The sequence below is a fragment of the Microbacterium sp. LWH7-1.2 genome (genome assembly GCF_038397755.1).
Lineage (GTDB): Bacteria > Actinomycetota > Actinomycetes > Actinomycetales > Microbacteriaceae > Microbacterium.
Genome location: NZ_CP151637.1, coordinates 3,521,010 through 3,535,199 on the forward strand (window position 1 = coordinate 3,521,010; position 14,190 = coordinate 3,535,199).

Below are 14,190 nucleotides of genomic sequence, written 5' to 3' on the forward strand. Positions count from 1 at the left end.
CGCCGCGCGTACTCCCGCAACAGTGGGCTCAGGCCGGCGCAGGGCCCGTCGTGCCGCGGATGGTCAGCTCGGGGAGGACGATCAGCGGATGCCCCGGCTCCGTGCCCTCGAGCAGCTCGCGCATGCGTGCCCACGCCTGCACGCCGAGCTCCGACGCAGGCACGGCCGCGGTCGTCAGCGGGGGAGTCGTGTACCGCGCGAACGGGATGTCGTCGAACCCCACGATCGAGAGGTCGCCGGGAACGCGGCATCCGTCCGCCTGCACCGCGCTCAACAGGCCCATCGCCACGAGGTCGTTGAAGGCGAGCGCGGCCGTGGCTCCCGACGCCAGCACCGCGGCACCTGCCGCAGCGCCCGCTTCGAAGTCGACGCCGCACGGGATCTCGGCGACCTCAGTGTCGGGGTTCTGCGCGACGAACGACGCGATCGCCTCGAGGCGTGCGGTGTTCGCGACGCTGCCCGGCGCGCCGGCGAGGAAGACGATCCGCCGGTGCCCGAGCTCGTGGAGGTGGGCGAGCTGGGCGCCGAGGGCGGTGCGATAGTCCGCACGCACGTGCGGAACGCCGCCGGCGGCGCGGTTGATGAGCACGACCGGCCGGAGTCCACCGACGAGCCGGTCGAGCTCGTCCTGCGGCAGGCGCGGCGCACAAAGGATGACGCCGTCGGTACGCCGCCGGGTCGTGCCCGCCAGCACCCGCTCCTCCTCGACCGACTCCGCCGAGTCGGCGACGAGCACGTGGTAGTCGTCGGCCGCGGCGGCGCGGCTGAGCCCGCGCAGGATCGCCTGGAACGTCGGGTTGCCGAGGTCGGGAACGACCACCGCCACGGTCTGCGTCCGCCCGAGCACGAGGCTGCGCGCGACGGGACTCGCGGTGTAGTCGAGCTCGGCGGCGGCCTCCTTCACGCGCTCGGTGAGCGCGGGATCCACCGTGGGGTTGCCGTTCAGCGCCCGGGACACCGTCGACAGCGACACCCCCGCGCGCGCGGCGACGTCGGCGATGGTGACGTGCGTCGATCGGTCGGTGCGGGGCGGTCGAGGCATCCGTAAGTCTCCCTGGGTCTCGGCGCGCTCAGCCTACCCGGAAGCGTTTCCTCAGCCCCACAGCTGCCCGGCCGGAGGTGCCCCGCCCGGGGCAGCCGCCCGGTCAGCCGCGCGGCGGGGTGCTCCCGCGCAGGATCACCTCGAGCGGGAGCTGCGGCTCGGCCTCCCATTCCGGGTCGGTGGCGGCGTGCAGAGCGTGGTAGCCGAGATCCTCGAGGGGCACGCGCACCGTCGTCAGACCGGGACGGATGTCGCGACCCGTCGCGATGTCGTCGAATCCGGCGACCGCGATGTCGGCGCCGACCTGGCGTCCGGCGTCGCGCACGGCCGACATGATGCCGATCGCGACGACGTCGCTGATGCCGAAGATCAGCGTGCCTGCGGGTACGTCGCCCTGGAGCAGCTCCGACGCGGCCGCGTAGCCGGCGTCCCGGGTGAACCCGGCGCGACGGACCTCGCGCACCGTGCCGCCCGCATCCGTGAAGCCCTCGCTGAAGCCCTGGACGCGGTCATCGGAGGTGCGGATCCCCTCGGATGCCGCGAGCACGATCGCGTCGCGGTAGCCGAGGCCGGCGAGCCGGCTGCCGAGTGCCGCCGCACCCCCGCGGTTGTCGATGGCGACCGAACGCGCGGTGCCCCCGCCGGGACCGACGACGACGACGCGGCCGCCCATGTTCGAGAACGCCTCGAGCTCACCCTGGAGCCCGGCGGCGTCAGGGCCCTCCACGCGGGAGGCCGCGAGGATGAGGCCGCGGGGCCGTTGTCCGCGGAGGGCCCGCACCAGTCTGACCTCGCGCTGCGGATCGCGTTCCGTGATCGCGATCGTGACGACCAGGCCGGCCTCGTCGGCGCCTCGCGCGACGCCCGAGGCGAGCTGGCCGAAGTAAGGGTCGGCGATGTCGGCGACCAGGAGCGCGACGATGGCGGCGGTGCCTCGCGCGGTGGCCTGGGCGGAGAGATTGGCCGTGTAGCCGAGCTTCTCGGCTGCGGTCTCGACGCGCTCGCGGTAGCTCTCGGCCACCTTCCGCGTCGAGCCGTTGAGCACCCGCGACGCGGTGGCGAGCGAGACCCCGGCCTCGCGCGCGACATCGTGGAGGGTGGCGGCGCCTCGGGTAGGCGCGATCATGTCGCTCACAGGCCAGAGTCTAGAGCCTGTGTCCGGTTCCGGCGATAGATTGGCAAGCGATTTCCCTGTCGTTTTCCCCAGTTGAGGAACCACATGCCCCGGCTGCCGGTGCGCATCGATGGCGCGGGGGCGGTGACCCCGCGGCTGCGCGAGGTGCGGCTGCTGTCCGCGGCATCCGACCGCTGAGCAGCCTCGGCCGCGCGCCGGCAACGACGAAGCGCCCGCGGGGGCCAAGAACCCCGCGGGCGCTTCGAGCTGGATGCGTCGTCAGCCGGCGACGCGGGCGCGAAGGTGGGGCGAGACGGATGCTGCGAACCCGGCGGCCGTGCGCTGCACGGCGACGAGCGGGTCGGTCGCCCAGATCTCCTCGTTGAAGATCTCGACCTCGATGTCGCGGTCGTAGCCGGTCGCCTCGACGGCGCGGGTCAGCGACGCGAAGTCGATGACGCCGTCGCCCGGGTAGTGGCGGCTCAGCAGCGGGTCGGCGGCCAGCGGCGTCTTCCAATCGCACACCTGGTACGTCGCGATGCGGCCCTCTCGGCCCGCGCGCTCGATCGACGACAGCACGTCCGGGTCCCACCAGATGTGGAACGTGTCTACGGTCGCGCCCACGACGGCCGGGTCGAAGTCGGCGGCGATGTCGAGCGCCTGCCCGAGCGTCGAGACGACGCACCGGTCGGACGCGTACATCGGATGCAGCGGCTCGATGGCAAGCGTCACGCCCGCGGCCGCGGCATCCGGAGCCAGCTCGCCGATGGCGTCGCGCACGCGCTCGCGCGCGCCGACCAGGTCGCGGGAGCCTTCGGGCAGCCCGCCGGCCACCAGCACGAGGACCGCGGTCGAGCCCTCGGCGCCCGCGGCGGCGAGCGTCGCGGCCTCCTCGATCGCGACGCGGTTGTCGTCGATGGACGCGCGGCGTGCCGGGCCTTCGGGCATCGTGAAGAAGCCCGAGCGGCAGTGCGTCGTGAAGCGCAGGCCCGAGTCGGTCAGCATCGATGCGGCCGTCGCGAGTCCCACCTCCTGCACCGGTTCACGCCACAGGCCGATCGCCCGCACGCCCGCCTCGGCGGTCACGCGCAGCGCGGTCGCGAGGTCGGCGTACTTGATCGTGGCCTGGTTGATGGAAAGGCGCGGGTCGACGGCGCTCATGCGCGCCCTTCCTTCTGAAGCGTGTCCCGATTTCCACCGCATACGGGGGTGCTCAGCGAGCGATTGTGGGACATGAAGGCGAAAGATCGGGACACGGATGCCTCGGACCCGGCGCTCACGCGATCACCCCCGGAACATCGATGCCGTTGTGGCGCAGCATCCCGTGCCAGCGGATGGCGGCGAGCTCGGGACGCTCGAAGGCGAGCGACGCGTTGGCGAGCTCGACGATGCGCGACAGGTGCGGAAGGCTCCGCGCCGAGTGCAGGCCGCCGACCATCTGGAACGCCGGCTGGTGGCCGTTCAGCCACGACAGGAACGCGACGCCGGTCTTGTAGTAGAACGTCGGTGCGGCGAACACCTGGCGGCTGAGCTCTTCGGTCGGGCCGAGGATCTCGAGATACCGTGCGGGGTCGCCGTCGTCGAGCGCCTGGATCGCCGCCGACGCCACCGGCGTGATCGCCGCGAAGGCGCCGAGAAGGGCGTCGGAGTGCTGGCGCGGGCTCTCGGCGCTGCGCTCCGGCTGGGTCGCCTCGGGCACGTCCTGACCGCCGATGAGGCCCACGTAGTTGAAGTCGTCGCCGGTGAACATGCGCACGCCTTCGGGCAGGCGCTCGCGCACGGAGACCTCGGACGCGGCGTCGAGCAGGCTCATCTTGACGCCCGCGACCTTGTCGACGTTCTCCTCGATGATCTCCCGCAGCACAGCCGATGCGTCGCGCCAGTCGGGGGAGCCGAAGTAGCCCTCGAGCACCGGGTCGAACGCCGTGCCGAGCCAGTGCAGCACGACCGGTACGGTCGCCGACTGCAGCACCTCGCGGTAGACGCGGCGGTAGTCGTCGGCCGATTCGGCGACGCGCGCCAGGTGGCGCGACGCCATGAGCACGGGGCCCGCGCCCTGCTCCTCCGTGAAGTGGAGCTGCTCCTTGTAGGCGTCGATGACATCCTGCAGCGAGATGCGCTCGGCCTCGACGTGGTCGGTGTTGACCCCCACCACGACCGAGCCGCCCTCCTCACGGGCGACCTCGGCCGACCGCGCGATGAGGTCACGCGTCGCGGCGGCGTCGAGGCCCATGTTGCGCTGGGCGGTGTCCATGGCGTCGGCGACGCCGAGACCCCACGAGTACACGGCGCGGCGGAAGTCCAGAGTGGCGTCCCAGTCGATCTCGGCCGGCTGACCCGGGGTGTTGTCGGCCCAGGTCTTCGGCACGACGTGTGCGGCGGCGTACGCCACGCGGCTCTGGAGCGGGCCCTCGGGCTTGGTGTAGCCCGGTGACTCGTTCAGCCCCACGGCCGAGAGCGCGCCGTCGCCTGCGAGAAGTGTGAGCTTCGGCATCCTGATCAGTCCAGCGACAGCGTGGGCAGCTCGACCTTGCGGCCCTCGCGGCTCGACTCGAGGCCCGCCTCGGCCAGCAGCACGCCGCGCGCGCCCGACAGCAGGTCGAACTCGTACGGGGTGTCGAGCACGTACGACTCGAGGAACTCCTCCCACTGCTGGCGGAAGCCGTTCTGGAACACGTCGTTCGTGGGGACTTCGGCCCAGTCGGCGTCGTAGTCGTGGTCGTCGGCCAGGTCGGGGTTCCACACCGGCTTCGGGGTGGCGTTGCGGTGCTGGATCTTCGCGCCGAAGAGACCCACCACGGCGGAGCCGTGCGTGCCGTCGACGTGGAACTCGACGAGCTCGTCGCGGTTCACGCGCACGGTCCACGACGAGTTGATCTGCGCGACGATGTCGCCCTCGAGCTCGAAGATGCCGTAGGCGGCGTCCTCGGCGGTGGCGGTGTAGTGCTCGCCCTTCTCGTCCCAGCGGTCGGCGATGTGCACGGCGGCCTGCGCGTAGACGGTCTTGACCTCGCCGAACAGGTTCTCGAGCACGTAGTTCCAGTGCGGGAACATGTCGACGATGATCCCGCCGCCGTCTTCGGCGCGGTAGTTCCACGACGGGCGCTGCGCGGGCTGCCAGTCGCCCTCGAACACCCAGTAGCCGAACTCGCCGCGCACCGAGAGGATGCGGCCGAAGAAGCCCGAGTCGATGAGGCGCTTCAGCTTCTGCAGGCCGGGGAGGTAGAGCTTGTCGTGCACGACACCGGTCTTGACGCCGGCCTCCTGCGCGAGCTTCGCGAGCTCGAGGGCCTCGTCGACCGTCTCGGCCGTCGGCTTCTCGGTGTAGATGGTCTTGCCGGCGGCGATCGCCTTGCGCAGCGCCGACGCGCGGGCCTTGGTGACGAGGAAGTCGGCGTAGATCTCCCAGCGCGGGTCGGCCAGGGCGGCGTCGAGGTCGGTCGTGTAGTCCTCGATGCCGTGCTTCGCGGCGAGCTCGGCGAGCTTGGCCTCGCTGCGGCCGACCAGGAGCGGCTTCACGGTGACCTTGGTGCCGTCGGCGAGCTCGATGCCGCCCTGCTCGCGGATCGCGAGGATCGAGCGCACCAGGTGCTGGCGGTAGCCCATCCGGCCCGAGACGCCGTTCATGATGATGCCGATCTCACGCACGGTGGGACGGGCGGATGCCTCAGCGGAGGCCGGGGCCAGTGTCGTGTCGGTCATGAGGTCCTGCTTTCTGCTCTGAAGGCTGTGGGCACCCGGATTCCGGCATCGGTGACCGGACCATCGGGTAAGCGCTTTCCAACAGTGTGCCATGCGATCGGCTGCTGCGCAAGCGCTTTCCGGCGGCGTCCGTTCGGCGTCGGATCAGGCGCGCAGCAGCCTGCAGCCGTGTGGCTCGAGCGTGATCCGTACGACGGAGCTGCCGGGGGCGACGCTGCGGGCGGCATCGGATTGTTCGTGGACGGCTTCGATGGGAACGGATGCCGCGTCCCAGATGTCGGTGACGGTGGCCGGTGCCGGTCCGAGGCCGAGGGAGCGGGTGTCGAACGGCACCTCGCGTGCTTCGTCGGCGGTGTTGAACACGGCGACCCAGCGGGTGTCGCCGCGCTCGGCGGTCCAGACCACGAGGTCGTGCTCGCGCAGCAGTTCGCGGTTGCCGGTGGAGTCGCGGAGGATCTCGAGCACGTCGTCGTTGGTGAACAGGGCGATCGTCTCGGGCGCGCTGGTCGGCAGGTCGCCGCCGATCATGAGCGGGGAGCGCGCCATCACCCACAGTGTGACGAGCGATCGGCGCTCGGGGAGGGTGAGTGCGCCCTCGCGGGGCTCGCCGCGCTCGGCGCGGATGCCGATGCGGCCGAGGGGCAGCATGTCGGCGTCCGGCCAGCCGTCGGGTCCGGCCAGCGGCGCCCAGCGGGCGAGACGGGCGAAGTTGGCGTGGACGTCGTCCCACCGGTCCCACAGGTCGTCGCAGATGCGCCACATCGTGGCGTGGCCGCGAAGGTGCTCCAGGTGTGCGGCCGACAGGTCGCGGCCGGGCGACAGCGACAGCGCGATGTGTCGCGGCGCGGTGTCGATCGCCGCCGAGAGGGCTTCGATCTCGGCGGCCTGATACGGCCACAGCATGTCGTCGGCCTTGATGAAGTCGACGCCCCACTGCGCGTACTGGTCGGCGAGCGAGCGGTAGTAGGCCGCCGCGCCGGGCGCGCGGTGGTCGAGCCCGAGGTAGTGCGGATTCCACTCGCAGACGTTCGTCGGGTCGGAGATCTGCGCGGCCGTCGCCTCGGCGCCCCGCACGGGCAGGTCGCGATCGACCGCGATCCGCGGGATGCCGCGCATGATGTGGATGCCGAACTTCAGGCCCAGCTCGTGGATGCGTGCGGCGAGCGGCCCGAATCCGGCGCCGCCCGCGGAGCTCGGGAACCGGACCGGGTCGGGCTGCACACGCCCGTACTCGTCGATCACCAGCGGGGCGGACTCGTTGTAGCCGTGCGCGCGGGCGGTGGGATCGGCCCAGTCGATGTCGACCACGATCGTGTCCCACCCGTGGCGGAGCAGGTGCGCGGCCATGAACTCGGCATTCGCGAGCACCTCCGCCTCGGTCACCGTCGTCCCGTAGCAGTCCCAGCTGTTCCACCCCATCGGCGGAGTGGGCGTCTTGTGCAGCGTCATCGCCGTCTCGTCTTCCTGTCGTGCTGGTATCAGCGGATCTCGCGCCACAGGGCGCGCTGGTCTATGCGGGCGTCGTCGAGCTCCGAGAGCCCGTCGGCCGACGCCGCGAGCCGGGCCGCGGCGTCGACCGGCAGATGCACGCCGGTGTCGCGGCGCAGCGGAAGGATGCGCACCTCGACGCGGGCGTGGGGCGCCGCCCCGATGTCGTGGAGGTTCGCGACGAGCTCGGAGCCGTCCCAGAACCGGTCGGTCGCGGTCACACCGTCGACGCGCAGCTGCGCGACGTCGCCCGCCCACCGCACGCGCAGCACGGCGTCGGCGTCGAGCCCTGCGGGGATGTCCACGCGGTACACGGCCGCATGGGCGTCGAGCACCGCGTCGTCGGGCGCCGCCTGCCGGCCGTCTCGCGAACCGTAGTCTCCGGACGGCAGGGTCGACGCACGCACGCGACGGACCGAGACGGATGCCGCGACCCCGGCGCCGTCCGCATGCTCCCAGTCCGGGGTGAGCCAGGCGCCGTCGACGTACTCCCGCACGTCGGGGGTGTCACCGCTCCCACGCACCGATACTCGGCCCACGGCATCCCACGTGACTTCGCCGGAGCCGACGAACAGTCGCCGTCCGCCCGCGGCGGCGTCGACGACCCACACGCGAGCGGCGTCCGTGGCGGGGAGCACGAGCACGTCGAGGGTCGCGCCGTCCGCCTCTTCGATCCGCGCCGGCGCCGTGCCCGGCGTCACCGCGTACGCGACACCGTCGTGTGCGACCTCCACACAGATGCCGGCGTCCTCGAGCAGCACGAGCGTCGGCGGAGTCCTCGCCGACCCCGGAAGCACCGTCACCGCCGAGGCCGTGGCCCAGTCGACCGTCACGCCCGCGACCGGGAATCCGAGCGGCCAGCGGGCGAGGGTGCCGGCCGGGATGTCGACCGGCGCGCTCGGCACCTCGACCGGGCCGTGGCTCGTGTCGATGCGGAAGCGTGCGCCGAGATACGTCGGCAGCGGCACGTGCGGCTGATGCCACCCGATGAAGACGAACCCCGAGTCGTCCTCGGCGCGGACCGCCCAGCGGAGGGTCTCGGAATCCTCGACGCCCGAGGGGCGCGGATCGGGCAGATGCGACGGCATCGGTGCGAGCCGCTCGCCGAACGCCTCGACGAACGCGTGCTGCAGGCGCAGCGCCGCATGGCTCGGCGCCGTGCGGCCGGCCTCGCCGACGGGCGCGTGGAAGTCGTAGCTCAGCCGCGTCATGTCGTTGGGGTAGCCGGTGGCCTGCGTCTCCTCGAGACCGGGCCCGGGGTTCGTGCCCCCGGCATACATGTAGTACCCCTGCCACGCCGACCCGCTGCCCAGCTTGGCGTGCGCAACGGCCGCGATGTCGACCGCGTCCGGACGCGGGCGGCGGTGGTACGCCGTGGCCATGCCGCCGCCGAGCTCGCACGTCGCCGCTGGGAACCATGCCGAGAGCTCGGAACCCGCGACCGTCGACGAACCAGGGCCGGCAGCATCCGTCGCCCGGACATCCGCGCCGATGCCGGGATCGTCCCACGCGTCGGAGAAGAAGAAGTGCGCGCGGAAAGTCGGGTCCCACGGCTCGCCGGGGTCGACCCAGAAGCCGTCGCCGTACACGCCCCAGAGGGGCAGGACCTCCGGGTCGGGAAGATCCGCGCCGCCCCACGCGGTCGCGGTCCAGAGCGCCGCCGACAGGCCGGCCCCGCGCGCGAGGCGCTTCAGCGTGACGAGGTGGCCCGGCTGGTCGTACAGCTCGTTGTCGAGCTGGATCCCGAGCACCGTGTCCGGCCGGCAGCGGCCGTCGAGTGCGGCGCCGATCCTCTCGAACCACTCCCGCACGAGGTCGAGGTATGCGGGATCGTCGGTGCGATGGCGCACCGGCGCGTGCTGCACCCAGTCGGGCAGCCCGCCGTTGCGCATCTCGCCGTGCACCCACGGACCGATCCGCAGCACGATCTCGAGACCCTCGGCACGCACCGCGTCGACGAAGGCGCCCACGTCGTAGCGCCCGTCGAACCGCGCCTGGCCCCGCACCGGTTCGTGGTGCAGCCACGGCACGTACGTCGACACCACCGAGATGCCGCCCGCGCGCATGAGGCGCAGGCGCTCGGTCCACCGCTCGCGCGGCACCCGCGTGTAGTGAAGCTCACCCGAGACCGGCAGCCACGGTCGCCCGTCACGCAGCAGCGTGCGACTGGTCAGCGCGAGTCCCGCGCGCGCGTCTTCGGTGTTCGCCATCGCCGGCCGCAGCTCGGCGCGAGGCTGTCCGGTGACGTCGGCGCGCAGCATCCGTGTCTCCGGTCCGCGGGGCGCGGCAGCGCTCACGCGAGCCGGACCGCCGTCCACGACACGGCCGGCAGCGCCAGCGTCAGCACATCGCCGTCGACGGATGCCCCGGCCTCGCGCACGTTGACGCGCTCAGGATCCTCGAGGGTGTTGGCCGCGTACATGTCGTCGTCGTGCAGCTGGTGCGACTCGACGACCGCGACCTCGCGGCCGAGCGCCTGCAGCAGCGGAGCGAGGTCGACGCGCAGGTTCGCCGCATCCGTCGTCGAACGATTCACGACGAACAGCGACACGCCCTCGTCATCGATCGTGGCGACCGCGTTCACGGCCTCGATCTCGCCGAGCTTCTCGCTCGTGAACGTGCCCGCAGAGACGGGAACGCGCACGGCGCGCCCCTGCGCGAGGCGCGAGGTGATCGAGAACGGGAAGAACGTGGTCTGCCGCCAGGCCGGGCCGCCCGGTTCGGTCATGATCGGGGCGATCACGTTGACGAGCTGCGCGAGCGACGCGGAGCGCACGCGGTCCGCGTGCTGCAGCAGCGTGATCATGAGGTCGCCGAAGACGACGGCGTCGAGGGCGTGGTACTGGTCCTCGAGAAGACGGGGCGCGATCGGCCACGCGCCGCCCTTGAACTCGTGGCCCGACTCGGTGCCGTCCGGATTGAAGAGGTACCAGACGTTCCACTCGTCGAACGAGATCATGATGCGCTTGTCGCTCTTCTTCGTCGCGGCGACCGCGTCGGCGATCGCGACGACCGACTCGATGAAGCGCGCCATGTCGACGCCCGATGCGAGGAACTCCTGCGCGTTCCCGTCGTACTCCTGGTAGTAGGAGTGGCACGAGATGAAGTCGACGTCGTCCAAGGTGTGCTCGAGCACGGTGCGCTCCCACGACCCGAACGTCGGCATCGAACGCGACGACGAGCCGCACACCACGAGCTCGACGCCCGGGTCGATCATGCGCATGGCCTTCGCGGTCTGCGAGGCGAGCTTGCCGTAGTCGTCGGCGTTCTTGTGGCCGACCTGCCATGGGCCGTCCATCTCGTTGCCGAGGCACCACATCTTCACGCCGAACGGCGTTGGGCGGCCGTTCTCGGCACGCGCTTCGGTCCACGCGGTCGGCGTGTCGGCGTTGGCGTACTCGAGGAGGTCGAGCGCCTCCTGCGTTCCGCGGGTGCCGAGGTTGACCGCGAGCATCAGGTCACTGCCGACGCGATCGAGCCACGCCTGGAACTCGTGCAGCCCGACCTCGTTGGTCTCGGTCGAGTGCCAGGCGAGGTCGAGGCGGCGTGGGCGCTCGGCCACCGGGCCGATGCCGTCCTCCCAGCGGTAGCCCGACACGAAGTTGCCGCCCGGGTAGCGGATCGTCGAGACCCCGAGCTCCTTCACGAGCTCGATGACGTCGGTGCGGAAGCCGTCGGCATCGGCGGACGGATGCCCCGGCTCGAAGATGCCGTCGTAGATGTGGCGTCCGAGGTGCTCGACGAAGCCGCCGAACAGACGACGGTCGATGTCGGCGATCTCGTAGTGCGGATCGAGCCGCGCGGTCGCGTCAGCCGGAGAGGTCATGGGTGCTCCTTCATCGGGTCGGTGGGCTCCGGCGCGCGCCGGAGCCGCCGGTCGCACGGGTCAGTCGAGCGCGGGCTCGTGCCGCAGGACCAGCGAGATGGCCGCGGGGCGCGCCGGCAGCCGGTGCCGTGGCAGCACCCCGGGCCCGCACGTCGCGGTGCCGACGCCCGACTGGGCGAGATCGATCGACACGAACGTGCGTCCTTCGGGGGTCAGCTCCCAGTTGTGCGCGGCGGCGGCGAGGGTGTGCCGGCTGTGCCGTGAAACCGTGAGCGCGAACGGATGGTCGAGGGTCGACACGTGCAGCGTGCCGCCTTCAGTGATGATTCTGGCATCTCGGACGCCGGTTCGGGAACCGCTTTCCTGGGGTTTCACGTTGTCGACCGTGAGGTCGTCCGCCCCGAGGCGCCACCAGCCGAACCGTGCGCCCGCTCGCAGATCGGGATAGCTGTGCATCGGGCCGTAGCCGGCGAGCTCCGCGCCGAGGGGCTCGCCCTCGAGCACCAGGTCGAGGCCGAGCCGTGCCAACTCCGTCGTCCAGGTGGCGTTCGGCTCGAGCTCCACGTCGAGGCGCACGGCCCCATCGCCGACCGCGCTCCAGCGCAGTGTGGCGTCGATCGCGCTGTCGAGGATGGGCGTGCCGGTCCGGGTGCGGACGACGACTTCGTCCGGGCCGGGGCGCACCTCGACCAGGCGCGTCACCATGCGGTCGATGCCGGCGGCGCGCCAGCGCTCGGCATATGGCGGCAGGTCGGGTTCGTCCGTCCCCTGAGCGCGGTCGTTGTCGGTGGGCGCTCGCCACACCCCCACGGTCGGGCCGGTGACCTCGAGGTCGCCCAGCCGCACGAGCCCGCCCGTCGCCGGGTCGAAGCGCGCTGCGCCGATCCGATCCTCCGTCGCGTCCGCGGCGAGCTTCGACGGCACGGCAGGGCGGCCCTCGCGCACCTGCTGGCCGCTCGCGAGCACGTGGCCGGCTTCGGCCCAGGGCGAGTCGGCCGTCGTGACCGCCTCCACCGTGAGCACATCGGCGACCTCGGCCGCAGCATCCGACCGTGCCTCGTCAGGCAGGTCGAGGGTGACGGCTTCGCGCGGGCCGCACGCCGCCGGCGCGAACGTGCCGCACGCGATGACCTCGCCATCGACGACGCGCGACCACCGCAGCGCCACTCCGGCGAGGTCGAGGAAGTCGTACCGGTTGACGATGCGGGCGGTCGCGCGCCCGGCATCGACCTCGATCGCGACCGGGGCGATGACGGCCGCGTAGTGGAGCAGGCCGGGCCGCGGGGTGCGGTCGGCGTCGACGAGTCCGTCGATCACGAAGTTGCCGTCGTGCACGGCTTCGCCGAAGTCGCCGCCGTAGAGGATGCGACGGGTGCCGTCCGGGCCGTCCACGGCGATGCCCTGTTCGATCCATTCCCACACGAACCCGCCGGCGTGGCGGGGATAGGCCTCGACCAGGTCCCAGTACTCCTCGAGGCCCCCGGGTCCGGTGCCCATCGCGTGCGCGAACTCGCACAGCACGAAGGGCAGCGTCAGGCGATGCGCCTGCGCCGGGGTGGCGTCGAACGGCGCCGGCCCGAGGGTCTCCTCGCCGATCTCGCGCACCTCTTCGTGAGGTGCGTACATGCGCGAGTACACGTCGACGTAGCGGCTCTGCGCGTCGCCCTCGTAGTGGATGAGGCGGGTCGGATCGGCGGACTTGGCCCAGCGGGCCATGGCCTCGAGGTTCGGGCCGGCGTGCGACTCGTTTCCGAGCGACCACATGATGACGCTCGCGTGGTTCTTGTCGCGGTGCACCGTGCGCTGCATGCGGTCGACGAACGCGTCCCGCCACGCCGGGTCGGCGCTCGGGTTGCCGCGCCAGCCGACGTGCTCGAAGCCGTGGGTCTCGAGGTCGCACTCGTCGATCACCCAGAGCCCGAGCTCGTCGAAGAGGTCGAGCACGTCGGGGTGCGGCGGATAGTGCGACGTCCGGACGGCGTTGATGTTGTGCCGCTTCATGAGCAGCAGCTCGTCGCGGGCGATCGCGGCGTCGAAGACGCGACCATGCCGCGGGTGGTGCTCGTGCCGGTTGACGCCGCGCAGCATCACCGGCGCGCCGTTCACGAGCAGGCGCGCATCGCGCACCTCGACCCGGCGGAAGCCCACCTTCAGGTGGACGGTCTCCGTCGCGGTGCGGACCTCGACCGCATACAGGCGGGGGCGTTCGGCGCTCCAGGGCTCGACTCCGGCGAGCCGCACCGCGCCGCCCGCCGGGATGTCGACCCCGAGCTCGTCGATCACGACGCGGGCGGCGCCGCCTCCGTCGACCTGCGCCTCGACGTCGAGGATGCCCTCCGATGCGCGGTCGTCCCAGTCGGCGCGCACGAACACGTCGTCGAGGCCGCCGTCGGGCCGCGCGAGGAGGGTGACGCTGCGGAAGATCCCCGGCAGCCACCACATGTCCTGGTTCTCGAGGTAAGTCGCGTCGCTGTACTGGGCGACGCGCACGGCCAGTCGGTTGACGCCTCCCACGAGGAGGTCCGACACATCGAACTCGTGCGTGAGCCGGCTTCCGCGGGTCGTGCCCACGAGGCCGTCGTTCAGCCAGATCTCGGCCGCCGACTCGATGCCGTCGAAGCGCAGCAGCCGCCTGTCGTGAGCCAGCACGGCCGCGGAGGCGGTGAAGTCGAGGCGGTAGTCGCCGATCGGATTGGCGTCCGGGGGGAACGGAGGATCGACCGGGAACGGCATCTGGACGTTGGAGTATGCCGGCGAACCGTACCCCTGCAGGTTCCAGTGCCCGGGGACTTCGACCGTCCCCCATTGCGCGGTCCCGGCATCGCGCCAGTCGGCGGGCGCGCTGCGCAGCGAGGGCGAGACCCGGAAGCGCCAGCGCCCGTCGAGCGACTGCTGCGGCGCGTCCGAACGCAGGCGGGCGCGGGGAGCGATGGTGCCGGAACCGGGGCGGGTGGTGGCGATCTTCATGCGTTCCTCGTCGGCGAGTGGTGAAGAGAGGCGATCCAGGAAGTGGAAGGC

General features: G+C 71.9%; 9 protein-coding genes. All 9 read right to left on the bottom strand.

Features of this window, described 5'->3' with window-relative positions:
• Positions 1-28: 28 nt before the first annotated feature.
• The gene (locus tag MRBLWH7_RS16340; protein WP_341996358.1) at positions 29-1,042 is read right to left on the bottom strand and encodes a LacI family DNA-binding transcriptional regulator; all 1,014 of its coding nucleotides are present in this window, start codon (positions 1,040-1,042) and stop codon (positions 29-31) included.
• A 103-nt stretch (positions 1,043-1,145) separates the two neighbouring features.
• Positions 1,146-2,168: a LacI family DNA-binding transcriptional regulator gene (locus tag MRBLWH7_RS16345; RefSeq protein ID WP_342002104.1), complete on the bottom strand. Its 1,023-nt coding sequence runs from the start codon at positions 2,166-2,168 to the stop codon at positions 1,146-1,148.
• Between the two features lie 267 nt (positions 2,169-2,435).
• The gene (locus tag MRBLWH7_RS16350; RefSeq protein ID WP_341996361.1) at positions 2,436-3,317 is read right to left on the bottom strand and encodes a sugar phosphate isomerase/epimerase family protein; all 882 of its coding nucleotides are present in this window, start codon (positions 3,315-3,317) and stop codon (positions 2,436-2,438) included.
• A gap of 115 nt (positions 3,318-3,432) precedes the next feature.
• Positions 3,433-4,650 carry a dihydrodipicolinate synthase family protein gene (locus MRBLWH7_RS16355; protein WP_341996363.1) on the bottom strand — a complete coding sequence of 406 codons (1,218 nt, stop codon included), beginning with the start codon at positions 4,648-4,650 and terminating at the stop codon, positions 3,433-3,435.
• A 5-nt stretch (positions 4,651-4,655) separates the two neighbouring features.
• Positions 4,656-5,858 carry a Gfo/Idh/MocA family oxidoreductase gene (locus tag MRBLWH7_RS16360; RefSeq protein ID WP_341996365.1) on the bottom strand — a complete coding sequence of 401 codons (1,203 nt, stop codon included), beginning with the start codon at positions 5,856-5,858 and terminating at the stop codon, positions 4,656-4,658.
• Between the two features lie 144 nt (positions 5,859-6,002).
• On the bottom strand, positions 6,003-7,307 hold the full coding sequence (locus MRBLWH7_RS16365) for an alpha-galactosidase (protein WP_341996367.1): 1,305 nt from the start codon (positions 7,305-7,307) through the stop codon (positions 6,003-6,005).
• Between the two features lie 29 nt (positions 7,308-7,336).
• Positions 7,337-9,607, bottom strand: a complete 2,271-nt coding sequence (locus MRBLWH7_RS16370; RefSeq protein WP_341996369.1) for a beta-galactosidase — start codon at positions 9,605-9,607, stop codon at positions 7,337-7,339.
• A gap of 32 nt (positions 9,608-9,639) precedes the next feature.
• Positions 9,640-11,172 carry an alpha-N-arabinofuranosidase gene (locus MRBLWH7_RS16375; RefSeq protein WP_341996371.1) on the bottom strand — a complete coding sequence of 511 codons (1,533 nt, stop codon included), beginning with the start codon at positions 11,170-11,172 and terminating at the stop codon, positions 9,640-9,642.
• 60 nt (positions 11,173-11,232) lie between these two features.
• On the bottom strand, positions 11,233-14,139 hold the full coding sequence (locus tag MRBLWH7_RS16380) for a glycoside hydrolase family 2 TIM barrel-domain containing protein (protein WP_341996373.1): 2,907 nt from the start codon (positions 14,137-14,139) through the stop codon (positions 11,233-11,235).
• Positions 14,140-14,190 lie beyond the last annotated feature (51 nt).